This is a genomic window from Celeribacter sp. (genome assembly GCF_048270365.1).
GTDB lineage: Bacteria > Pseudomonadota > Alphaproteobacteria > Rhodobacterales > Rhodobacteraceae > Celeribacter.
Map to the genome: position 1 here is coordinate 160758 of NZ_JBLWTA010000006.1, position 23325 is coordinate 184082.

The following is a 23325-nucleotide window of genomic DNA, read 5'->3' on the forward strand; positions in this document are numbered from 1 at the left end:
CTGCGGTCCGAAGAACGAGCAGACCGCATGAGCCTTCCCACCCGCATCACAGACAGCCATTGCCACCTCGACTTCCCGGATTTTTCCGAGGAATTGCCGGAGGTTGTCGCCCGCGCCGTGGACGCTGGCGTGCATCGCATGGTGACGATCTGCACCCGCCTGCGGCAGGTGGATCAGGTCAAAGCCATTTCCGAGCGCTTCGATCCGGTGTTCTGGGCGGCGGGCACGCATCCGATGTCGGCGGCCGAGGAACCTCTGGCGACAGTGGACGAACTTGTCGCGCTGGCCGAACATCCGAAATTCGTCGGCATCGGCGAAACCGGCCTCGATTATCACTACACCGCCGAGAGCGCCGACATTCAAAAAGAGAGCCTGCGCATTCACATCGAGGCGGCGCGCGAAACGCAATTGCCGCTGATCATCCACGCCCGTGACGCCGATGCGGACGCGATGGAGATTTTGGGCGAGGAATATCGCAAAGGCGCCTATCCTTGCGTGCTGCACTGCTTCACTGCTTCGAAGGAGTTCGCGCTGGCGGCGATGGACTGGGGCTTTTACATTTCGATGTCGGGCATCACGGCCTTTCCGCGCTCTGAGGAGCTGCGTGAGATTTTCCGCACTGTGCCGCGAGATCGTATCCTGGTCGAGACCGACAGCCCCTACCTCGCGCCGCCACCGCATCGCGGGCGTCGCAACGAACCGGCGTATACGGCCCACACCGCCCAGCGCGCCGCCGAGACCTTCGAGATGGACTATGCCGAGTTCGCGGCGCTGACAGAGGCGAATTTCGAGCGTCTGTTTACAAAGGCCGTTTTATGAGCGCGCGCTTCACCATATTGGGCTGCGGCTCCTCCGGCGGCGTGCCACGGATCGGCAACCTTTGGGGCGCCTGCGACCCCGAGAACCCGAAAAACCGCCGGATGCGCTGTTCGGCATTGATCGAGCGTGACGGACCGGGTGGGACGACGACGGTGCTGATCGACACCGGGCCGGACATGCGCCAGCAATTGCTGAACGCGGGTGTGGAGCGGCTTGATGGCGTGGTCTTCACCCATGCCCACGCGGATCACATGCATGGCCTCGATGATCTGCGCCAGATCGTGTTCAACATGCGCGAGCGCGTCAAAGTCTATGCCGACAGCGAGACGGAGAACGACCTGATCGCGCGGTTCGGCTATGCCTTTGTGCAGCCTGCGGGCTCGAACTACCCGCCTATTCTGGACCTGAATGCCATTCGCGGGCCGGTCACCATTGATGGCCCCGGCGGTCCGGTGACCTTGACGCCTTTGCAGGTCAATCACGGGCAGATCGAGGCCAAGGGTTTCCGCATTGGCGATCTGGCCTATATCCCCGATGTGTTGGCGATCCATGAGGCGACATGGGACGCGATGCAGGGGCTCGACACTTTCGTGATCGACGCGCTGCGGTATACACCGCACCCCTCTCATGCCCATCTTGAATTGGCGCTCGACTGGATCGCGCGTGCCCAACCCCGCCAAGCCGTGCTGACCAATATGCACATCGACATCGACTACGCGACCGTGGATGAGGAGACCCCGGATCACGTCACCCCCGCGCATGACGGGATGGTGATCGAGATCACAGGAGACCTCTGAGATGCAGGACCTGATCACCGTCATTCTCCCCGTCTTTCTGGTGATCGGATACGGTTATCTGGCGCGCAGGTTCGATTGGGTCAGCGATGAGTTGATCGACAGCGTGATGAAATTCGCCCAGAATTTCGCCGTGCCGCTGTTGCTCTTTTCCGGCATCGCGCGGATGGATCTGGGCCAGAATTTCCACCCTCCGATCCTGATTTCCTTTTATGCGGGCGCTTTGTCGGGTGGGCTGTTTTGTTTTCTCGGCGCGCGCTACCTGTTCAAACGCGACCTGACGGATGCGGTGGCGATCGGGTTTATCGGCTTGTTTTCCAACTCGCTTTTGCTCGGAATCCCGATCACCGAACGCGCCTATGGCGAGGCGGCCTTGGCCGGGAATTTCGCGATCATCTCGATCCATTCGCCGCTGCTTTACGGCATCGGCATTGCCGCGATGGAGATTGCCCGGACGCGGGGGCTGGGCCTCTCGGGCTTTGGCCTGATGCGGCAGATCGCGCGGTCTGTGTTGCGCAACCCTCTGATCCTCGGCATCGCGGCGGGTTGGACGGTCAATCTAACGCAAATCCCCCTGCCCGCGCCGGTTTGGGATGCGGTTGGCCTCATGACCCGCGCGGCCATTCCCGCGGCGCTGTTCGGTCTGGGTGGCGTGCTTTTGCGCTATAAGCCTGAGGGCGATATGCGGATCATCCTTTGGGCTGTCGCCGCCTCCTTGGTCTTGCACCCGATGATTGCCTACGGGCTTGGGCATTTTGTCTTTGACCTGCCGACCCCGTCCCTACGTTCGGCCACGATCACCGCGGCCATGGCGCCGGGGATCAATGCCTATCTCTTTGCCAACATGTATGGCGTGGCGAAACGCGTGGCGGCGTCTTCGGTGTTGATCGGCACGGCAGGCTCGTTTCTGACCATCTGGTGCTGGCTCGCGATCCTGCCGTAGGCCCCGTCAGCCGTCAGCAGCCCCAAGAGAGACAATCGACGCGTTTCAGAGCCGCGAAGATAGGGCAAAGCGCTTGGCCCGTAGAGCCGCTCCGCCGCGTCGGGCGCGTGCAAAATGGCTTTGAGCGCAGGGAAAAGGTCGAACACTTCGGCCTTTGCCGCACGGTCGAAGCCCGAGAGCGCAAAGCGTCCCGGATAGAGGCTTTCCGTCAGTGCCCCATTGGCGAGGATCGTCGCGTGGCGCGGCAGCAGCAGGTGGTGATAGGTCACATGTTTTAGGTCTTTCGCGCGCCGGATACGGTCTTCGCCCAAACGCGAAAGATGCACGGCACGCGCCAAAACCCGACCTGCGCCTGCGCGCGGATCGGGGACCACCATGCCATGTTGCGGCGAAACCAAAAGATCGCCCCGGTTGCCAAAGGTGCCGTCGCGGATCAGCACCGGCAAAAGTTCGGGCCGTTCCTTGAGGATGTTCTCCCCCAGCCGCCTTTGGCCATGCCACAACAGCGGCTGCGGCCCGGCCTCTACCGTAGAGACCAGATCACCTGCGTGCAGCTCCTCGACCAGGCGTTCGCCCGAGGGCGTCATGATCCGCGTGCCCGAGGTAAAGCACGGGATGCCCATGGCGTACATCTCCGGCGCGTTATCGACCTGTGTCGGCGCCACACCCATGAGCGTCAGGCTTTCGCCATTCGGAAAGCTCAGAACCGCGTTGCCAAAGCCATCGTCGGAGACCGTGACATCCCAGGCGTTGATCGGATTGCCCTCCGCATCCGTCAGGCCGGATACGTCGATCTGGTCCGCCGTGAACCCGTCCGCGTCACCATCGGAGAGATCGAAGTCGGTGATCGTGTCATTGCCGAAACCGTCCGCGAGAAAGATCGTATCATCGCCCGCGCCGCCCGTGATGGTATCGTCACCAGCCCCGCCGGTGATCGTATCATCGCCCGACCCGGCCGTGATCGCATCCGCCCCCGCGCCGCCATCGAGCGCGAGCCCCGAGCCATCGGCAGAGGCGTCAATCGTGTCGTCGCCGGCGCCGCCCGTTATGGCCTCGATATTGTCGAACCCGACGGTGTTGATGCCATCGGTGGCCGTGCCATCCTCCCAACCGGAGAAGGTGACGGTGACATCTACGGTGACATTGGAAAAATCGAGCGTGTCGAGATCAATGCCAAGCCCGCCGCCATAGACCGTATCCGCCCCCCAATTGTCGGAGAAGAGAAAGCTGTCCTGACCGCTTTCGCCCCAGAGCACGTCATTGCCCGCGCCACCTTCAATGGTGTCATCTCCGATGCCGCCATAGATCGTATCATTGCCGGCGCCCCCCGACAGCCAGTCATCGCCCACGCCGCCGTCAATGGTGTCATCCCCCGCACCGCCGTCGACAAAGTCTCCGCCAGCGCCAGTTGAGATGTTGTCATTGCCATCGCCGCCGAAGACGCTTTCATTGCCGGACCCGCCGGTGAAAGTGTCGCCGCCGCCCCACATGACATAGGTCGCCCCGGTGGCGTCGTTCGAGGCATCGACCACATCGCTTTCATTGGTAAGGGTGAAATACTCCATCGTATTGCCCGATCCGGCGGCTGTGGTGCCATCGAGCGTGTAGTCAAAGGCATTGTCGCCGGAGAAGGTGAGCGTGACGCCGGTCGATCCGGTCGCATAGGTAAAGTCGACCGTATCCCAGTCGTCATCCCCATAGAGATAGTCGTACTCACTTGCCTCAGTGACATAAAACGTATCGTTACCTGCGCCGCCCGACAGCGTATCCGTGCCAGAGCCACCGTAGAGGTGGTCGTCCCCGGCCTCGCCCAAAAGCGTGTCGTCGCCCGCATCGCCAAACAGCACGTCGATGCCCGCACCACCGTAAAGCACGTCGTCCTGATTGCCGCCGTAGAGCCAGTCGTTGCCCTCGCCGCCCCAGATCAGGTCATAGCCGTCCCCGCCATAGATGGTGTCGTCGCCCGCATCGCCGTAAAGTTCGTCGTCACCCGCCTCACCGTAAATGGTGTCGTTGTCATCACCGCCGTAGACTTCGTCGTCGCCACCGCCGGCGTAGATCGTGTCGTTGCCTGCCTCGCCGTAGAGCGTGTCGTCATAGGTGTAGGTGCTGCCCGACACGTCGTCGATCATGTCGTCGCCCGCGCCACCATAGACCGTGTCGCCATCGGCCTGCGTGGCGCCGCCTTCGCCGTAGTAGATGGTGTCGTTGCCGTCTTCTGCCTCGACCCAGTCGGCGCCCGCGCCCGCCTCAATCGTGTCGTCGCCCGCGCCAGTGGTCAACTTGTCGTCATTGGCGCCGCCATCGTAATAGACGCCCTGATCCGGGTCATAGTGCGAGGTGGCGATATCGGCATAGGCCGGCGCGGTGCCTGAGGCGGCATCGACGTTGTCAATCGAGATGACCGTATAGGTGACGCCGGGCACCAGCGCAGGGTCTGAAATCACCCCCTGAAGCGTGCCGTTGATTTCCACCGTGTAGACATGAATGACGTTGCCCTCGCCATCCGAGAGTGTGATGCGCTCGTCCAGATAGGCCTGACCGGAGGCCTGGGTGGTGCCTGAAGCGTTCTGAATGACGGCGGATTGCGAGCTATCATCGCCCGTCTCATCGGCATACTCGTCGCCATCGAAGACCGCATCGTCATCGGTGACTGCGATAGACAGAGAATTGACGGAAGGATCCCATCCCGGATTGAGCGCAATCGTATCGCCGGGGCCGACATAGATCGACCCTGTCGAGGTCGAAAAATCATAAATATTATAGCCTTGAAGCATGTTCGTCGGCATAGAAACAGTCCCAAATATTCACGGTCACCAATCACGGTCACCAATCACGGCCACCGATCACGGCCACCCGCAAATCACCCATTCGGACGCAAGCGTCCTGATTTGTCCCTTGGCTTCGAAACCTGCGGACGCGACAGAGCCACCTGTTGCACGGCCCTGCACCGGGTATCGAACCTCAAAGGTCTTGAGCATCTTACCCCTGCACCCCTTACATTCCCTGAAGAGGAAACCGTTTTTACCTCGCATTTGAGGCAAATTCGCACAGAAAGTCAGAAGCGAAAATCAGAGGCGAAAATCAGGGGCGAAAAGCCCTCAAAAACACGCCGGAACCACCACGATAGCTCAATGTGTGACTTGCAAAGTGGCCCCAAAATGATCTAGACAGCGGTCTGGAAACTCACCCGGTCCATTGCTTCTTGATAAGAAACAATTCTCATGGTCTCCGAGTGTTTTCATAGGTTTGACCCGAGCTTGCCCTATTTATGCCACAAAGAAACGGCATCCGGTTTTTCAAGCCATCATTAACCAAGACGCCCGGACGCAGGTGAAACGATCCTTGCGGCAACCGGGCCAGCAAGTTGAGACGAGTGATCCGATGCCCGTTTATGAACTGGAAGTGTATAATTTCAACCCGAGCGGCGTGTTCAGCACGACGACGGGATCCCGCTTTACTTATTCCGGAGGCGGCCCTACGGGCACGGCAGCTGTCACAGACAACAACGCTGTTTTGACAGACGACAACGCAGGCGGGAGCTATGGCGAAACCGCCACGGCGAATGTCAGCATCGGCGGCAATTCTTCGACAAATGCGGATGTCGATGCGGAACTGGTCTGGACCGTCACGGATCTGAACACCGGCGAAACCTTTCAGGTCATCCAATTCGAGGTCGAAGACGGCGACGCGCGCGGCAATTATACCGTCTCCGAACAACCGCTGATCGACGGGCATCAATATCAGATCGTTAACTACAACTCCAATCCCGGCTCGTCGAACGGCACGGCGCCGAGTTTCAGCTATGCGGATTACATCTCGACCGCCGAGTTGCCCGACGGGGTCGTCAGCGGCACGGACGGCAACGACACGATTGACACGAATTACACCGGCGACCCGCATGGCGAAATGGTCGATGGAACCACCACCTTAGAGAGCACGCTGAGCTGGGACGATCTGGCCGCCGACAACTCCTCGATCGAGGGCGGCATGTCCACCGTCATCAATGGTGTACAGGTCGACATCGGCTATACGGAAACCAACGGCAACAACACCGGCACCATTTCCAACGAGACCATCTACACGGAGAACGGGGATTTCTCCGACAACAGCTCGCTGCGCCTCTGGGGCTCCGGCAACAGTGGAGACACCTCGTCGGTCACGCTCGATTTCTCCTCGACCCAAAGCGATGTTCTGGGCGAGGTGGAAAACGTTACCTTCCGTATTTCCGACCTGGACACATATACCTTCGTTGACACGGTCACGATCACAGCCGTGGATGCCGAGGGCAACACCGTCACCTTGACCATCACGCCCGAGGGCGAGGTCAGCGTCTCTGGCGACACAGCGACCGGCACGGCGGATGCGAATTTCGTCAACCCCGACGATGCCTCCGGCGCGATCCTCGTGACCATCCCCGGCCCCGTCTCCAGCATCACCATCGACTACGGCAACAATGGCACGCAGCAACAGGCGATCCATATCTCCGACGTCAACTTCGATGTGATCCAGACCGAATACGATGACACCATTGAGGCGGGCGACGGCGATGACACCATCGACGCAGGCCTCGGCGACGATGTGATCTATGGTGGCGCAGGCGATGACATCATCGAAGGCGGCGTCGGCAATGATACGATGTATGGCGAAGCCGGCGATGACACTTTCATCGGGGGCGAAGGCTCCGACTACATGGATGGTGGCGCAGGTCAGGACACGATCGACTATTCCAACAGCTCCGAAGGCGTCAATGTCGATCTCGGCACTGGCACATACTCGGGTGGCGACGCCGAGGGCGACAGCGGTTCGGGCATCGACGGCCTCATCGGGTCGGATTACGACGACACGCTCATCGGCTTCGACGGGGAAAGCACCGATGGCGAAAATTCCTTTACCAACATTTTCTACGGCGGCGCGGGCAACGATTACCTCGATGGCGCGGGCGGCGATGACGAGCTTTACGGCGAAGAGGGCGACGACGAAATCTACGGCGGCGCGGGCGATGACTACATCGAAGGCGGCTCCGGCGCCGACACCATCGATGGCGGCGACGGCAACGACACGATTTTCTACGGCTCGGGCAACGCGGAAACCGGTGAAGGCGACACGGTCTATGGTGGCGACGGCGACGACCTGATCGACGATATCGACCTCGCCAATGTCAACGATTTCGACGACTACCTCGATGGTGGTGCGGGCAACGACACGATCTACGGCGGCGCAGGGGACGACACCATTCTGGGCGGCACCGGCGACGACATTCTCTTCGGCGAGGAAGGCGATGACACCATCTTCGGCGGCGAAGGGGCGGACATCGTCGACGGTGGTGCGGGCAACGACACGATCTACGCGGGCGGCGGCGACACGATCTACGCCGGCACCGGCAATGATACGATCATCATCGACCCGGCCCTGCTGGACGGCAATGCGATCACCATCAACGGCTCCGAGGACCCGGGCGATGGCGACAACGATGTGCTCGATCTCTCCGGCCTCGACATCGACTGGTCGACAAAACCGATCGCCTATGACGAAAACGACCCGGAAAGCGGATCTCTGACGCTGGCCGACGGCACGGTCATCACCTTTACCAACATCGAAACGGTGATTTGTTTCGGCAAGGGCACAAGGATCGCGACCCCCTACGGTGCCCGTGCGGTTGAGGACCTGAAGCCCGGCGATCTGGTGCTGACCATGGACAACGGCGTGCAACCGCTGCGCTGGGTCGGCGCGCGCGAGGTGCCCGCCATGGGTCGGTTCGCGCCCATCGAGATCAAGGCGGGCGCCCTGAACAACGACCGCGATCTGATCGTTTCGCCACAGCACCGCATGCTGTTGAACGGCTGGCGTTCGGAAATGCTGTTCGGCACTTCCGAGGTCTTCGCCGCCGCCAAGCACCTGATCAACGGCACGACGATCCGCGAAGCTCAAAGTGGACTTCCGGGCGGCATGGTGACCTATTACCACCTGATGTTCGACCGCCACGAGGTGATCTTTGCCGAAGGAGCCGCCTCGGAAAGCTTCCACGTCTCGGATTACTCGCTCACCGGCGTCACGGACCCGGCGCGCGAGGAATTGTTTGCGCTCTTCCCGGAGCTGCGCTCCATGCCGACGCATCACGGCGACACCGCCCGCAAATGCCTCAAATCGCATGAGGCGGGGCTTTTGGTGGCGTAATCCGGCCTCCTCTGCGTCTAGCGTGACGACAAATTGGGTTTTGGCCTTTGCACGGCCAAGACCCCCGCAACGACAATCAGCGCGATGCCAGCCAAGGCCGCCCCCTGCGGCCGTTCGTCGAAAATCACCACACCCCAGATCACTGCAAATCCGACATAGGCAAAATCAAAAGTGCCGACGGTCGAGGCCGAAGCCGCCTGATAGGCCACCGCCGTCCCCACCGAAGCCACAAGGAGAAGCCCGGCCAAAAGCACCAGATTGCGCCATTGCGTCCCGGTCATCTCCTGCCACTTCGGCGTCAGAAACCCGGGGATCTCCTCTGTCATGCCGCTTCCGATCCAAAGCCCCGCGCCGCCCACCAGAATGAACGCGGCATTCAAACCCAAAGCCAAGATCGCCGGGTGTTCAAAGCGGCATTTGGTGCGCGTCAAGATCATGGCCACGGCGTAAAGCACCGCTGAGAGAATGGGCAAAAGCGCCGCCCACGAAAACGCCTCTCCTCCGGGTCTGAGCACCAACAAGATGCCCAAAAACCCCAAAGCGACACCGCCCCATTGCAGGCGCCCGACCGTTTCGCCGCCAAAGAGCGCAGCAAAGGCCACGATGAACAACGGCAAGGTGTAATAAGCCGCCGCCGCAACGGCCAGCGGCAAAAGCGGCAGCGACAGGTAATAGGCGATCCACATGCCGACCAAAAGCAGCGAGCGCAGCACGATCCAGAGGAGCGCGCGCGGCCTCAAACGGCTTGCCCCGAACATGCTCCAAGCCCCGATCAGCAGAACCGGAAAGGCCAGAAGGGACCGCAGGGCAAACAGCTGCCAAATCCCCATGCCACCGGCGCCGCCAAGCGCCTTGATCAGGGCATCCCCCAAGGACAGGGCAAACACGGTCCCGACAATCGTCGCCACGGCCAGCGGCACATTGTCAGGGGGGAGACTGTCAGAGTTTTTGGACATAACCGCAGCGTAACGCGATTTCCGGTGCCTTTGAAACCGGCGCGCCCGAAAAGAGCCATGCATCCTATGCACAGGCGACTTGCACGCAGATAGTTTGCAATGCCAATCATTTTGACGCACATGCAATCTATGACACAGACACCCGCCACCCTGCCCCAATCTGACCCCGCCAAAACCCTCTTCGGGTTTCAATTCGTCACGCTGTCGCGGCGCTGGCGCAAGGTGATCCATGCCGAGCTGGCCGAGGCCGGGCTGACCGATGCCACCTGGGCGCCCTTGGTGCATCTCGATGCGGGCGACGGGATCAGCCAGACAGAACTGGCGGATCAACTGGCGCTCGACACCTCAAGCCTCGTGCGTCTGTTGGACATTCTCTCCGAGCGCGGGCTGATCGAACGCCGGGTCGATCCTAAAGACCGCCGCGCGCGGCTGTTGTATCTGACGCCCGAAGGCCACGCCGATGTCGCCCGGATCAAGACGCATTTGAACGCCGTCGAGGCCACGCTTTTGACCGATCTCAGCGACACAGAGGTCGCCGCGCTGATCCGTGCCATGGATAAGATCAACATCACGGTCGAGCGCGCCCTCACCCAGACGACGAAGGCAGACACATGATGGCCCCTCTCCTCTCCTGGCTTTCAAACCATGGATTTGACATCACCCGTCTGCGCTTTGCTGCCCGCACCGCGATTGCGGCCTGTATCGCCTTTGTGCTCGCTTGGCTCATCGGGCTGGAGCATCCGCAATGGTCCGCCATGACGGTCTGGGCCGCCTCGCAGCCGACCCGTGGCCAGCTTTGGGAGAAAAGCCTGTTTCGGGGGCTGGGGTCGATCAGCGGCACGATCGTGGGCGTGCTTTTGGTGCTGTCGATGCAGCTTCACCCCTCTCTTCTGGTCATTGGCCTCGCGCTTTGGGTCGGCGCCTGTACCTATATCGGCAATCTTCAGCGTGGGTTTGTTGCCTATGGCACAGTTTTAGCCGGTTACACCGCTGCCATGGTCTCGCTTTTGGACGCCGCTCACCCGGATCAGGTGCTGGGCCTCGGCGCCGACCGTCTGGCGACTGTCATGACCGGCATCGTCGTCGCCACCCTCATCGGCTCGCTCTTTGCGCCCAAGGCCGCCACCGGCGAGCTGCGCCAAAAGGTGCGCGCGCTTTTGACCGATATGATCGCGGAGGCCGCCGCCGCCACGCCGTCGCACACGCGTCGCCGCCAGCTTTTGTCCGATCTCGCGGCCATCGAAGAGGGGCTGGACCCGCATGCCGCAGGCTCCATCCGCTCGCGTCAGAGCATCCGCGCCACCCGTACGCTGTTGATCGCCGCCACCCCGCTTTTGCTTTGGAAACATGGCGATAGCCAGCCCGAAGGCTTTCGCCGCCATCTGAGCGCGGCCAGTCTCGCGCTGGCAGACGAGAACATCGCCGAGACCCTCGCGGACCTCAAAGCCTCCGCCGAGACGCCCGGCCTGTCGCCGCGTCTGCGCGAGACACTCGACACCACCGGCGCGGCGCTGGCCAATTGGCATGCCGATCCGCATGAACGCCGGTCCGTTGCCGCCTCCGCCAAATTCGCGCCGCTCTCGGTCGTTTTGCACCGGGACTGGACCGGCGCGCGCGAGGCGGGGCTACGGGCCTTTGGCGCGCTTTTGCTTTTTGGCGTCTTGTGGCTGGTGACCGGCTGGTCGGTGGGCGCCTTCATGCTTTTGGGCCTGTCGGTGATGATCTCGCTGTTTTCGACCTTCGAGAACCCCGCGCAGATGATGAAATCCGTGTTCCAAGGCCAACTCGCCGGCGTGATCGGCGCCTTGATCCTGCGCTGGCTGGTCTGGCCGATGGCGGAGACGGAGACCCAGATGATCCTCTTCGCCCTGCCGCTCATTTTGATCGGGCCGCTGTTCGTGGCGCATCATAAAACCGTCGCGATGAGTTTCGATTACAACATGGTCCTGATGCTGATGTCGCAGCCGCATTGGCCGCTGACCGGCACATTCGAGACCTCCGTCGCCGCCGGTCTGGCCGTGATCGCCGCCCCCGTGGCCGCGATGGGGGCCTATCTGACCATCTATCCCGCCAATCTGAAACGCCGTCTCGACACGTTGATGACCGCGATGCTACATGATCTGAGCGATCTGGCCGCCGATCCGAAGGCGCTGCAAACCCGCAGCCATTGGCAGGCGCGGCTCTATCACCGGACCCTGCGTCTGGTGCGCCTTTCCGAGCGCGCCGCGCGGGCGCAAACCGAGGCGCAAGATGCCGCTTTGGCACTGTTGAACCTTGGTCATGCGGCGATGTGGTGCCATCGGGAGGCCGAACATCAAGAGGAGCCCCGGATGGCAGCGCATGAAATGGCGATTTCCGACTCCGATCGTCGCGCCGCACGGGCCGCCTTGATGCGCCTGGCCTATCTGCGTGAAGACCCGGCCCGGACGCGCGCGACGCTCGTAAAGCTTCAGGCCCGACACACCGGCCCCGAAGCCGCGCTATTGCGCGAGGCAGTGAGCGGGATCGACACGTTGACGCCCCTGCTCACCACGTTGGACTAAGAGTTACACCTGCTCCGGCGACGGGCCAACTTCGCGCGGTTTGCCCTCTGCATCGACGGCCACCATGGTGAACCGCGCCTCGGTCACATGTTCGCGCTGCGCCGTATAGGCACGCCGGGCCCAGACCTCGATGCGGATCACCATGGAGCTGCGCCCGACCTGATCGACGGCGGTGTAAACGCAGAGCGTATCGCCGACTTTCACCGGTTTCTTGAACACGATTTCATTGGCCGCGATGGTCACCGTGCGCCCGTTACAGCGCTCATTGGCGCGAATGGCGGCGGCGAGGTCCATCTGGCTCATCACCCATCCGCCGAAAATATCGCCCGCGGCATTGGTGTCGGCAGGCATCGCGAGCGTGCGCAGCGTCAGCTCCATGCCCTCGGGTGTATGTGCGTCTGACATTTTGAAAGTCCATTGTCTTGTGATCTATGGATTTCAAATGGCACGCCAGAGACGAGGCCTCAAGCCTTTGATCCAACACGCAAAGCGGCATTGGTCTGGGTGCATGGCGGGGGATGAGGTGTTGAGTGGGCTGCACTCAAGGGCACAAAGGCTCTCATCGTTTTCGTGCCGAAAACGACTGCCGCCTGCTAATGTTTGGGAGTGTGTTCCATCATCTTCTTTCAGAAGATGATGTTGGTGCAGGAGAGAGGCAAAGCTTAGCCCCAAATGCTCTCATCGTTTTTTTCCAAAAACGACTGACACATGAAAGCGTTGTGAGAGTTTCGGCATCTTTGCTTTCGCAAAGAGCCAATGGTGCGGTCGAGAAGACTCGAACTTCCACGGGAGTTACCCCACAGCGACCTCAACGCTGCGCGTCTACCAATTCCGCCACGACCGCACTGTCTAGGCTTGGTGAGGGGCTATTTAGCGAAGCGGTTCGGGGAAGGAAAGAGGAAAATTGACCCTCGGACAGATTTTTTTGTGGACGCTTTGCTGCGCAGTCTACAGGGCGCGAATGAGAAAGGCCGCCATGGGAGAACCCGTGGCGGCCTTAGAGGTTTAACCCGAGAGACTTCCAGACTTATTCCGTCACACCAAAGCTCGGCAGCGCGGGTGCGGAGGTGGGCACCACGGGGGCCGGTTGCGGGATCACCACGCCGCTCAAGGACATGGAGGCCTTGCGCAAGAGGCCCTGCCGTTCAGGCTGCCCCGGCGCGAAGACGGCGGGCATGCCGGCGTCGATGGCGGAGAGGCTGTCACCATACCAGGCCTGCGCCAGATCGGGGCGACGGGTGACGCCGACGCCTTGGCTCAGGTGATGACCCAAAAGCTCGCCGTACGCCCGTTCACCCAAGGCGACGAGCAACAGAGACGAGGCCAACGCCACATCCATATCATCCGTGCGATAGCCGACGGAGAGACAGATTTTCGCGGTCGAGGCCAGTTGCGCCGGCGACATGCCGGAGTTCAGCACGAAAGCCGAAGTGTCGGTCAAAACCTGATCGCGCGGCTGGATCGACAGGGCGGCGACTTGCGACGACATCGTGGGGGCAAAGCCCTGACATTGCTGGGCGATTTGTTCGGGGGTAAAGCCCTGAACCTTGGAAATCATATCCTCGCCGGTGCTGATCGCATAGGTGCGCGCCAGGCAGAATTGTTCGTTCAGCGCCTGGTTGGGATCGGCCATGGAGGCCTCGGTGACGAACCCGCCGTTGGTGTTGGTCATCAGGGAGACCTTGTTGCAATGCGACGCCAAGGACACGGTCGCGCCATTGCCCATGAAGCTCGGCATCGCGCCTTCCGGCTGGGCGGCGGCGAAAGCAGGCATGCCTCCTGCGGCAGGAGCGGTCGGCGCAGGGGCGGCCGCTGTCAACGTGCCCTGCCCCATTCCTTGTCCTTGCGGCATCACCGGGTTCACGACCACGGTGGTGCCGGGTGCTGCCATCATCGGGGCGCCCGCCATAGTGGCGCCGCCAGAGGCCATCTCGGAGCGGTATTGCTTCAAAAGACCGCGCGTGCCATCTGGGCTGGCCGCCACAAGCTGAGACGTTTGCATGCCCCCGGCCTGCGCGCGATTGTAGGACGAGATCAGCAACTCCTGCTCAAACGGCGAGAGCTGACCGGTCACCGGATAGCCAAGATAGGTCTGATAAGAAGACACGGCGTTGCGGGTTTTTTGCCCCAACTGGCCATCGACGGAGCCCGCGTTGAAACCGAAGTAATTGAGCGAGGCCTGAATTTCCTTGCCTTCCTGCGTGGAGGGCAGACGCGGGCGATAGCTGCGCGTCGAGGTGGTGGTTTTCTTTTTCGGTTGCTGACTGGCCGCGCCCAGAAGGCCGCCGATCACGGCCCCTGCAATGAAATCGCCGCCATCGGCCTGAACACGAGACGTGGTTCCGAGCATCAGGGCAGAGGCCAGAGCCGCGGAGATGAAATATTTGATACGCATGAGATCCCCCTCATTTTACACATATGTCCAAGCCTATCACCGGATCGTGATCTTCTGAGAGGTTTTTGGCCAAATCCTAAAGAAACTCTCAACGGGGTATGGAAAACCCGACCTTAATTCTCAAAATGCAAAGCCCCTGCCCCTTTTCGCGGCGCCTTTGCCGCGTTAGATCAGAGCCAAGGCAACGGACACAGGCAAGGACGGGCGCAATATGGTCGAGTGGCGAATCTCTGACGGGTTGACGGATTACGACATGGCCGTGGCCGAAATGGAGGCGCGCGCGGAGGCCATTGCCAAGGGCGAGGCCGATGAGTTGATCTGGCTCGTGGAACATCCGCCGCTCTATACGGCCGGGACCTCTGCGCGGCGCGAGGACCTTGTCGATCCGGATCGCTTTCCGGTCTACGAGAGCAAGCGCGGCGGGCAATACACCTATCACGGTCCGGGCCAGCGCGTGGCCTATGCGATGCTCGATCTGAGCAAACGCGGGAAAGACGTACGCAAATTCGTGCAGGACATGGAAGCCTGGGTGATCGCCGCGTTAGATGAGTTCAACATCAAGGGCGAGATCCGCGAAGGCCGTGTCGGCGTTTGGGTCGTGCGCGATGACAAACAGCTCACGGCACTGGGTCAGAAACCCGAGGATAAGGTGGCCGCGATCGGGTTGCGCATCCGCAAATGGGTGTCGTTTCACGGGCTGTCGATCAACGTCGACCCGGATCTGTCGCATTTCGACGGCATCGTGCCCTGTGGCATTCGCGAGCATGGGGTGACATCTCTGGTCGATCTCGGCCTGCCAGTGACGATGGAAGACGTGGATATGGCGTTGAAACGCAGCTTCGGGACGGTTTTTGCAGAGTGACCCTGCGGCCAAACGTCTCGATCAAGCCCAAACGCGCCCCGGCACTTGAGTAAGATCAAAGTAGGAGATGCCCGGGCTGGTAACACCAGTCAAACTCGGTATTCTGAGTTGGGACACATGAATCGGGAGAGAGACCCTTATGAATAAGTTTTTTGCCTTCACAGCCGCCGCCCTGTTGGCAACCTCCACCGCTGCTGTTGCCGAAGGCGACCCTGCCGTGGGTGAGAAAGAATTCAACAAATGCAAAGCCTGCCACATGGTTGTGGACGATGCGGGCGAAGCCATCGTGCGTGGCGGCAAGACCGGCCCGAACCTCTACGGCGTCGTGGGCCGTCCGGTGGCCTCTGTCGACGGGTTCAAATACGGCGACGGTATCATCGCCGTGGGCGAGACCGGCATGGTTTGGACCCCGGAACTCTTGGTCGAATATGCCATGGACCCGACCGCCTTCATCGACACCCATGGTGGCTCCGGTCGTTCGAAAATGACCTTTAAGATCAAGGACGCGTCGAACATCGTGGCCTTCCTCGCCTCTGTTGCTCCGGCGCCTGAAATGACCGAAGAGGCACCGGCGGAGATGGAAGAAGCCCCCGCAGAAGAAGCCGCTTCCGAATAAGCGCCTGCTGCGTGAGCATTTAAGACGCCGCTCCTTCGGGGGCGGCGTTTTTCATTTCTAGGGTCTGGTCTGCGATCTGGTAAACCCGCGCCCCAGCACCCGCCAGCCCAACAGGCCGAGGACAAATGCGCCGAAAGAGGCCACGAGAAACGGCAGGATCAGCGCGGTCTCTCTTGGCACGATCCCGTCGAACAGCCGCACGATGACGCCCGACAAAAACAACCCGACCGGCATCATCCCCCAGGCCAGGAGGCGATAGAGGCTGTTGACCCGGCCCAAAAGCGCGTCGGGAATGGTGCGTTGGCGGTAGGACACCGAGACGGTGTTCCACAGAATGCCCATGAATTCGAACACCCCGAGTGTGAGCGCCAAAGACACCGGCCCCGGCACGAAGGCGATCGCCAGAAACGCAGGCACCGAAGCCATGAGCGAGATTTGCGCGGTTTTGGCCGCGCCAAGACGCTTGACCACCCAGCCGCCGCTCCAACTGCCCAAAATACCGCCGATGGCGCCGCCGGTCAGGATCAGGCCGTAGACCTGCGCTTCGACGCCGAGGTTTTCCTGCACATGCAGCACCAGCGCGATCAGGACCATGTGAAAGAACAGGTTCCAAAAGCCGGTGATCCAGGCCAGTGCGCGCAACAGCGGCGCGTCTCTGAGAAAGGCGAAGCCCTCTTTGAGTTCACGACGCCAGTTGCGGGGGCCGTTGGATTTCGGGCGAAACGTGCCTTTGAGGCCCGCGACGAGGAAAATGGCCGTCAGATAGGCCAAAGCGTTGACGAAAAATGGCAAAGGCAATGCGAAGGCCAACAGCGACGCGCCCAGAGCGGGACCGATCAGGGCATTGCCGACCATCTCGACGCTCCACAACCGACCGTTGGCGTGTTCCAGATCGTCATGTGCCACGAGGCTTGGCAGCATGGTCTGGGCGGCATTGTCGCGAAAAACCTCGGCCACCCCCACGATGGAGGCCGCGAGGATCAACACGGTGAAAAGTGCAGGTGACGACAGGCCTGTGTCGGGCGGCTCCGCCAAGGGCAGAGCCCAAAAAATCGCCAAAGCCGTGCCACCAAAGGCCAAGGCGCGCAGTACATCCATCGCCACGATCAACCGGCGCCGATCCACCCGATCCGTCACGATCCCCGCAGGAATGGCACAGAGAAACCACGGCAGGCGCAACATCACCGGCACCAGCGCGATGATCAGAGGATCACGGGTCAGCAAAGAGGTGAGCCAGGCCCAGGCCACTACGGCCACCCCATCCGCCAGATTGGTCAATCCGCTGGCAATGACGAAACGACGAAAAGCGAAATACAACATCAGATCAGGTTCCGGTTAAAAGCCGACCCTAAAGCGTTTCGACTTTAACTTGATCTATCACATAAAGCCGAAACGCGCGCTCCGCTTCGACGTTGCACTGCGGTTCTGCTCAAACCCGGAAACAGGTTTAAGCAGAACCGCTTTAAGCCGAAGCCCGAAACCACCGCAAGCGAGACACCCTCCGGACCGGCAAACTGAGCCAAAACAAAAGTTTCAAGCCCCAAAGCTGCATTTTTATTGCGACAAAATGCGCCAAATTATTGCTCTCGTCTTCGTGAAGCTCTAAGACAAATGGTAATTCCGCGATATGACTCCCGAAAAGGGGGCGGCGGAGAGACGCATCAACACCGCTTTCAAGCGCATAAACTGTACGCATGACCACGCATTAGTCGGGAGGACCGCATGGCAGACGCAGCCGTTCACGGGCATGAACACGAGGACAACCGGGGGTTCTTTACCCGCTGGTTCCTGTCCACCAACCATAAAGACATCGGGATTTTGTATCTCTTCACGGCGGCCGTCGTGGGGTTCATCTCGGTCTGTTTCACCGTCTACATGCGCCTCGAGCTCATGGAGCCCGGCGTTCAGTTCATGTGTCTCAATGAAGCGGGCGAATCCGCCGCGCGTCTGATTTCGGGCTTTGGTGCCGAAAACTGTGACCCGAACGGGCATCTTTGGAACGTGATGATCACCTATCACGGCGTTCTGATGATGTTCTTCGTGGTGATCCCGGCGTTGTTCGGCGGTTTCGGCAACTATTTCATGCCGCTGCAAATCGGCGCGCCGGATATGGCGTTCCCGCGTCTGAACAACCTGTCCTACTGGCTCTATGTCTGTGGCGTGGCGCTTGGGATCGCATCCCTGTTTGCACCGGGTGGCAACAACCAGTCGGGCTCCGGCGTGGGCTGGGTGTTGTATCCGCCGCTGTCGACCGCAGAGGGCGGCTATTCCATGGATCTGGCGATCTTTGCGGTGCACGTCTCGGGCGCCTCGTCGATCCTTGGCGCGATCAACATGATCACCACCATGCTCAATATGCGCGCACCGGGCATGACCATGTTCAAAGTGCCGCTCTTTGCCTGGTCGATTTTCGTCACCTCCTGGCTGATCCTTTTGTCCCTGCCGGTTCTGGCGGGCGCGATCACCATGCTGTTGACCGACCGTAACTTTGGCACATCGTTCTTCCAGCCCGCTGGCGGTGGTGACCCGATCCTTTACCAGCACATCCTGTGGTTCTTCGGCCACCCGGAAGTCTACATCGTGGTTCTGCCCGGCTTTGGCCTGATCTCGCACATCATCGCGACCTTCTCGCGCAAAGCGGTGTTCGGCTACCTGCCGATGGTCTGGGCGCTGATCGCGATCGGGGTTCTGGGTTTTGTCGTCTGGGCGCACCACATGTACACCGTGGGCCTGTCGCTGACGCAGCAGAGCTATTTCATGATGGCCACCATGGTCATCGCCGTGCCGACAGGTGTAAAAATCTTCTCCTGGATCGCCACCATGTGGGGCGGCTCCATCGAGTTCAAGACGCCGATGCTTTTCGCTTTCGGCTTCCTGATCCTTTTCACCATCGGTGGCGTCACCGGCATCGTGCTGTCTCAGGCGGGTGTGGACCGGGCCTATCACGACACTTATTACGTCGTCGCTCACTTCCACTACACCATGTCGATGGGGGCGGCCTTTACCATCTTTGCCGGGATCTATTTCTACATCGGCAAGATGTCGGGCCGTCAGTACCCGGAATGGGCGGGCAAGCTGCACTTCTGGCTCTTCTTCATCGGCGTGAACCTGACCTTCTTCCCGCAGCACTTCTTGGGCCGTCAGGGCATGCCGCGTCGTTACATCGACTACCCGGAAGCCTTCGCGATGTGGAACAAAGTCTCCTCTTACGGTGCGCTTTTGTCCTTCGCCTCCTTCATCCTGTTCATCGGCATCGTGTTCTACACGCTCTTTGCGGGCCGTCGCGTGACCGAGAACAACTACTGGAACGAATATGCCGACACGCTGGAGTGGACCCTGCCCTCCCCGCCGCCGGAGCATACGTTCGAGACGCTGCCGAAGCGCGAAGACTGGGATCACCAGCATTCGCACTAAGACAGTGCCACACCGGATCAAGAGAGGCCTCGCAGAGATGCGGGGCCTTTTTCATGCAGCCCGCTCGATCCGCCGTTAACCGTTTAAGACATTGGGCAACTTTTGCCCTCAACCGGCCACGGTTTGCGCCGATTTCCTCAGTAGCCTTGATCTCAAGCGGTCAGGAGCAAGCGAATGTTGGCGTTTTTCTTTAAATCACGAGACACCGGGGAGCCCCCCATGGCGACCTTCGTGTCAGACCATTGGCATCCGCCACAATTCTCGAAAATCTACGACCCGCGCGACGGCAAAACCCGTGTCGCCATGTTGATCACCTCGCCGGAACCGCTCTTCAATCCCGACGCGATGAACGTGCGCAGTCAGATCGACGCGCTCGCCACCGAAATCGACCGCATCACCCATTGCAAATGGACCAGCCAGGAGGCAGCCAGCGCCGCAGCGCTTTTTCCCGCGCACCCTTCGACGGGGTTCGTGGCCATTCTCGAACATGGCAGCAACGGCGCTTACGCCACCCAGGCGCAACGCATTAAAGCCTATTATGCTTTCGACGCAGAGCGGATCGGCGCCTTCGAGTCGCGCGGCATGCTGATCGAAGATGGGGATAGCGACTGGTGCCTGACATTGTGACACAGGCCACCACACGCACCTCATAGAGCGGCGCAAAGACATCGCTTCCCCTGTGGCCATGAAGGGCCTAAGGTGAAGGAAACGCACCGATCTCCCCCATGCCCTATCGCTGGACGCCCAATCAAATCACGCCCCTGCCCCGGCCTCCTGAGGAGGACGCGCCTGTGTTGCGGCTCGATCTCTGGCCGCATCGCTCGCTCAAGGGCAAAGGCTTTTCCGCCACGATCTGGATCATGTTCTGCGGCGGGTTGATCCCCGTGGTGCCTTTCATCGGCACCATCGCCTTTTGGGTCCTGCTGATCTTCATGATGACGGCACTCGCGGCGCTTTGGGTGGCGCTCAGGCGTTCGGACCGGGACCGGCTGCGCGAAGAGATGCTGATCTGGCCCGATCGTGTGGAACTGACCCATTGGCCCGCAAAGGGCGCCGCTTTGACATGGCAGGCCAACCCCTATTGGCTGCGCCTGACGCTCCACCCGAAAGAGGGCAAGGTGGAGCAGTATCTTACGATGAAAGGTGGCGGACCGGCTCAAACGCGCGAGGTGGAGCTTGGCGCTTTTCTCAGCCCGGAAGAGCGCCAAAGCCTTTATCGCGATCTCATGACCACGTTGTCAGAGCTAAAACGGTCGAATTAAGCGCCTGATCTGCGCCGAGATCACTCCGCCTCGACGAGGACACAGCCCGTCTCGGCCTTCAGCGCCTTAACGAAAACATCCGCCTGTTTCTGGCTGTCGCGCGTGACCTTATAGGCGTCCCAGGTGGTGAAATCACCGTCACTCATCATCTGCTCAAACATGCTCTCAGCGCTGGCTTCGAGATGGGTATCCGTCATCTGACGCGCTTTTGCGAGCTGGGCTTTGGTCGCCGCCTCATTCGATTGTGGGGCACAGAGAAAGGCATATTCGCTCTCGCCGTCCTGCGACGTCACCTCATGGCGGACGTAGTCCGGGTGCATCGATTGCGTGACGCTTGTCGGATCGCACCCCGCCAAAACCCCCATGGTCACCGCGCCGCACAACATCTTCATTTTCATAGCAAAACTCCTCACTTGATACGGGTCGCGGTATACGGCATTCAGCGCGAAAGGAAACTCCAAACGCCCAAGGCATGAAAAAAGGCCGCCCGAAAGCGACCTCTCATGATGTACACGCTTTGACCGCCTCAGCAGCCGAGCTGTGCCTTGACCATGGGCCCGGCAGCGCCGAAATCCATCTGGCCGGTGTATTTGGCCTTCAGAGCGCCCATCACCTTGCCCATGTCACGGATGCTGTCCGCGCCGGTCTCAGAAATGGCGTCTTCGACGGCTTTGGTGACCTCGTCGGCATTCAACTGACGCGGCAGGAATTCTTCGATGATCGTAATCTCGGCCCGCTCTTTTTCCGCAAGCTCAAGACGCGCGCCCTCTTCAAAGGCTTTTGCGCTTTCCTGACGTTGTTTGACCATCTTGCCGAGAATGCCCAGCACGTCGTCGTCAGAGACAACCACATCCTCGCCCTCGCCACGGGCCGCAATCTCGCGGTCCTTGATGGCGGCGTTGATCAGGCGCAGCGTCGCCAGACGCTCGCTGTCCTTTTCCTTCATCGCCGTTTTCAATGCGGCATTCAGCCGGCTTCGCATATCCATATGGGCCTCATCCCCTGAAGCGTTTGACGAAGAACCTGAGTGACAGATTTTTCGGGAAACGCCATACTACGGTTATATCAAACACTGCGCTTCGCTTTTTACCTGCCTCAGATGACCTGCCTCAGACAAAACGCAAAACGCTTTAGTGAAGTCGCAAGACGCCAACATAGCGAAACAGGCGACCAAGCTCAAGCACCGTTCACCATCGGCGATACATGCCATAAATAATTGAAATCATTACACTCTATATTTAAGCTCAAAATCGCCCCCCGAGTGCTTGACGCTGCCCGCCCCTTTCCTTAGGTTCCGGCCAATTTTGCCCATATAGGAGAGTCGTGCCATGGCATCTGGTCTACAGTCCGGAAATCCAACCGCTTGTCTGGCTTTGGCCGATGGCACTGTCTTCTACGGGAAAGGCTTCGGTGCGACCGGAACCACCACCGCAGAACTGTGTTTCAACACCGCCATGACCGGCTATCAGGAGATCATGACCGATCCGTCCTACGCCGGACAGATCGTCACCTTCACCTTCCCGCACATCGGCAACACCGGCGTCAACGCCGAGGATGACGAGACCACGGACCCGGTCGCGGCCGGTATGGTGGTCAAATGGGACCCGACCGACCCGTCGAACTGGCGCGCGCAGGAAGACCTTGGTCCCTGGCTCGAGAAACGCGGTCGCATCGGCATGGGTGGCATCGACACCCGCCGTCTGACACGCGCGATCCGTCAACAGGGCGCGCCGCATGTCGCCATCGCGCATGACCCGGAAGGCAAGTTCGACATCGAAGCTTTGGTCAAACAGGCGCGCGAGTTCTCCGGTCTTGTGGGGCTGGACCTCGCCAAAGACGTCACCTGTGCGCAATCGTACCAGTGGGACGAGATGCGGTGGGCTTGGCCGGATGGCTACCCGAAACGTGAGGGCAAGGGCTTCAAGGTTGTGGCCGTGGACTTTGGCGCGAAACGCAACATCCTGCGCTGTCTGGCCTCTGCCGGGTGCGACGTGACCGTGCTTCCGGCCACCGCCACCGCAGACGAGATTCTGGCCCATAATCCCGACGGTGTGTTCCTGTCGAACGGTCCGGGCGATCCGGCGGCGACCGGCGCATATGCCGTGCCGATGATCAAAGGTGTGCTCGACAAAGACCTGCCGGTTTTCGGCATTTGCCTCGGTCACCAGATGCTGGCCCTCGCATTGGGTGCCAAGACGATCAAGATGAACCACGGCCACCACGGCGCCAACCATCCGGTGAAAGATCTCGACACCGGAAAGGTGGAAATCACCTCGATGAACCACGGCTTCACCGTGGACGCGCAGAGCCTGCCTCAGGGCGTGAAAGAGACGCATATCTCGCTCTTTGACGGCTCCAACTGCGGCATTGCGGTCGAGGGCAAGCCGGTGTTCTCCGTGCAATACCACCCCGAAGCCTCGCCGGGTCCGATGGACAGCTACTACCTGTTCGAACGCTTCGCGGCGGCTATGGCAGAGCGCGAAACCGCCTGATCTGCCTGAGCGGACGGTATTAAGGTTAAGAGAAGGCGGGTTTTGCCCGCCT

General features: G+C 60.6%; 19 protein-coding genes and 1 tRNA gene. 12 read left to right on the forward strand and 8 right to left on the reverse strand.

Annotation, left to right across the window (positions count from 1 at the left end; translation table 11 throughout):
- Positions 1–27: 27 nt before the first annotated feature.
- Genes ACN0X0_RS10340 through ACN0X0_RS10350 form a run of 3 tightly spaced genes read left to right on the forward strand, consistent with a single transcriptional unit; the run spans position 28 to position 2556 of the window.
- Positions 28–819, forward strand: a complete 792-nt coding sequence (locus ACN0X0_RS10340; RefSeq protein ID WP_417279095.1) for a TatD family hydrolase — start codon at positions 28–30, stop codon at positions 817–819.
- Positions 816–1616, forward strand: coding sequence for an MBL fold metallo-hydrolase (locus ACN0X0_RS10345; RefSeq protein ID WP_417279096.1), 801 nt, complete (start codon positions 816–818; stop codon positions 1614–1616). The genes ACN0X0_RS10340 and ACN0X0_RS10345 overlap by 4 nt, the downstream gene beginning before the upstream one ends.
- Before the next feature lies 1 nt (position 1617).
- On the forward strand, positions 1618–2556 hold the full coding sequence (locus ACN0X0_RS10350; protein ID WP_417279097.1) for an AEC family transporter: 939 nt from the start codon (positions 1618–1620) through the stop codon (positions 2554–2556).
- Here ACN0X0_RS10350 and ACN0X0_RS10355 read toward each other — a convergent pair.
- Complete coding sequence (locus ACN0X0_RS10355; protein WP_417279098.1) at positions 2442–5345, reverse strand: Hint domain-containing protein; 2904 nt, start codon at positions 5343–5345, stop codon at positions 2442–2444. The genes ACN0X0_RS10350 and ACN0X0_RS10355 overlap by 115 nt on opposite strands.
- A 595-nt stretch (positions 5346–5940) precedes the next feature.
- Between ACN0X0_RS10355 and ACN0X0_RS10360 the strand changes: the two genes are divergently transcribed.
- Positions 5941–8733, forward strand: a complete 2793-nt coding sequence (locus tag ACN0X0_RS10360) for a Hint domain-containing protein (protein WP_417279099.1) — start codon at positions 5941–5943, stop codon at positions 8731–8733.
- 17 nt (positions 8734–8750) lie between these two features.
- Here the strand turns inward: ACN0X0_RS10360 and ACN0X0_RS10365 are convergent, their stop codons facing one another.
- Complete coding sequence (locus ACN0X0_RS10365) at positions 8751–9689, reverse strand: DMT family transporter (RefSeq protein WP_417279100.1); 939 nt, start codon at positions 9687–9689, stop codon at positions 8751–8753.
- Between the two features lie 129 nt (positions 9690–9818).
- On the opposite strand from ACN0X0_RS10365, the gene ACN0X0_RS10370 reads away from it, so the two are divergent.
- Together ACN0X0_RS10370 and ACN0X0_RS10375 are read left to right on the forward strand one after the other, a co-directional pair.
- On the forward strand, positions 9819–10304 hold the full coding sequence (locus ACN0X0_RS10370; protein WP_417279101.1) for a MarR family winged helix-turn-helix transcriptional regulator: 486 nt from the start codon (positions 9819–9821) through the stop codon (positions 10302–10304).
- On the forward strand, positions 10301–12232 hold the full coding sequence (locus tag ACN0X0_RS10375; RefSeq protein ID WP_417279102.1) for an FUSC family protein: 1932 nt from the start codon (positions 10301–10303) through the stop codon (positions 12230–12232). The genes ACN0X0_RS10370 and ACN0X0_RS10375 overlap by 4 nt, the downstream gene beginning before the upstream one ends.
- A gap of 3 nt (positions 12233–12235) precedes the next feature.
- Here ACN0X0_RS10375 and ACN0X0_RS10380 read toward each other — a convergent pair whose 3' ends face one another.
- From ACN0X0_RS10380 to ACN0X0_RS10390, 3 genes are all read right to left on the reverse strand, one after another.
- Positions 12236–12637: an acyl-CoA thioesterase gene (locus tag ACN0X0_RS10380; protein ID WP_417279103.1), complete on the reverse strand. Its 402-nt coding sequence runs from the start codon at positions 12635–12637 to the stop codon at positions 12236–12238.
- 352 nt (positions 12638–12989) lie between these two features.
- Positions 12990–13076: transfer RNA gene (locus ACN0X0_RS10385), tRNA-Leu, on the reverse strand.
- Between the two features lie 183 nt (positions 13077–13259).
- Positions 13260–14627 (reverse strand): peptidoglycan-binding domain-containing protein, encoded by a 1368-nt coding sequence (locus ACN0X0_RS10390; protein ID WP_417279104.1) that lies wholly within the window; start codon positions 14625–14627, stop codon positions 13260–13262.
- 169 nt (positions 14628–14796) lie between these two features.
- On the opposite strand from ACN0X0_RS10390, the gene lipB reads away from it, so the two are divergent.
- Together lipB and ACN0X0_RS10400 are read left to right on the forward strand one after the other, a co-directional pair.
- Entirely contained in the window at positions 14797–15489 is a 693-nt protein-coding gene (gene lipB / locus ACN0X0_RS10395; RefSeq protein ID WP_417279160.1) for a lipoyl(octanoyl) transferase LipB, read from the forward strand.
- A gap of 139 nt (positions 15490–15628) precedes the next feature.
- Positions 15629–16105: a c-type cytochrome gene (locus ACN0X0_RS10400; protein WP_417279105.1), complete on the forward strand. Its 477-nt coding sequence runs from the start codon at positions 15629–15631 to the stop codon at positions 16103–16105.
- Positions 16106–16162: 57 nt separating this feature from the next.
- On the opposite strand, the gene ACN0X0_RS10405 is transcribed toward ACN0X0_RS10400, so the two are convergent.
- Positions 16163–17425: an MFS transporter gene (locus ACN0X0_RS10405; RefSeq protein ID WP_417279106.1), complete on the reverse strand. Its 1263-nt coding sequence runs from the start codon at positions 17423–17425 to the stop codon at positions 16163–16165.
- Between the two features lie 402 nt (positions 17426–17827).
- Between ACN0X0_RS10405 and ACN0X0_RS10410 the strand changes: the two genes are divergently transcribed.
- The 3 genes from ACN0X0_RS10410 to ACN0X0_RS10420 all read left to right on the forward strand — a co-directional run bounded on the left by ACN0X0_RS10410 (position 17828) and on the right by ACN0X0_RS10420 (position 20781).
- Positions 17828–19519 (forward strand): cytochrome c oxidase subunit 1, encoded by a 1692-nt coding sequence (locus ACN0X0_RS10410; RefSeq protein ID WP_417261619.1) that lies wholly within the window; start codon positions 17828–17830, stop codon positions 19517–19519.
- A 219-nt stretch (positions 19520–19738) separates the two neighbouring features.
- Complete coding sequence (locus tag ACN0X0_RS10415) at positions 19739–20146, forward strand: hypothetical protein (protein ID WP_417261618.1); 408 nt, start codon at positions 19739–19741, stop codon at positions 20144–20146.
- 98 nt (positions 20147–20244) lie between these two features.
- Positions 20245–20781: a DUF2244 domain-containing protein gene (locus ACN0X0_RS10420; RefSeq protein ID WP_417279107.1), complete on the forward strand. Its 537-nt coding sequence runs from the start codon at positions 20245–20247 to the stop codon at positions 20779–20781.
- A 20-nt stretch (positions 20782–20801) separates the two neighbouring features.
- Here ACN0X0_RS10420 and ACN0X0_RS10425 read toward each other — a convergent pair whose 3' ends face one another.
- Positions 20802–21179 carry a hypothetical protein gene (locus tag ACN0X0_RS10425; protein ID WP_417279108.1) on the reverse strand — a complete coding sequence of 126 codons (378 nt, stop codon included), beginning with the start codon at positions 21177–21179 and terminating at the stop codon, positions 20802–20804.
- 128 nt (positions 21180–21307) lie between these two features.
- The gene (locus tag ACN0X0_RS10430; RefSeq protein ID WP_417261615.1) at positions 21308–21769 is read right to left on the reverse strand and encodes a GatB/YqeY domain-containing protein; all 462 of its coding nucleotides are present in this window, start codon (positions 21767–21769) and stop codon (positions 21308–21310) included.
- 340 nt (positions 21770–22109) lie between these two features.
- On the opposite strand from ACN0X0_RS10430, the gene carA reads away from it, so the two are divergent.
- Positions 22110–23273, forward strand: a complete 1164-nt coding sequence (gene carA / locus ACN0X0_RS10435) for a glutamine-hydrolyzing carbamoyl-phosphate synthase small subunit (RefSeq protein WP_417279109.1) — start codon at positions 22110–22112, stop codon at positions 23271–23273.
- Positions 23274–23325 lie beyond the last annotated feature (52 nt).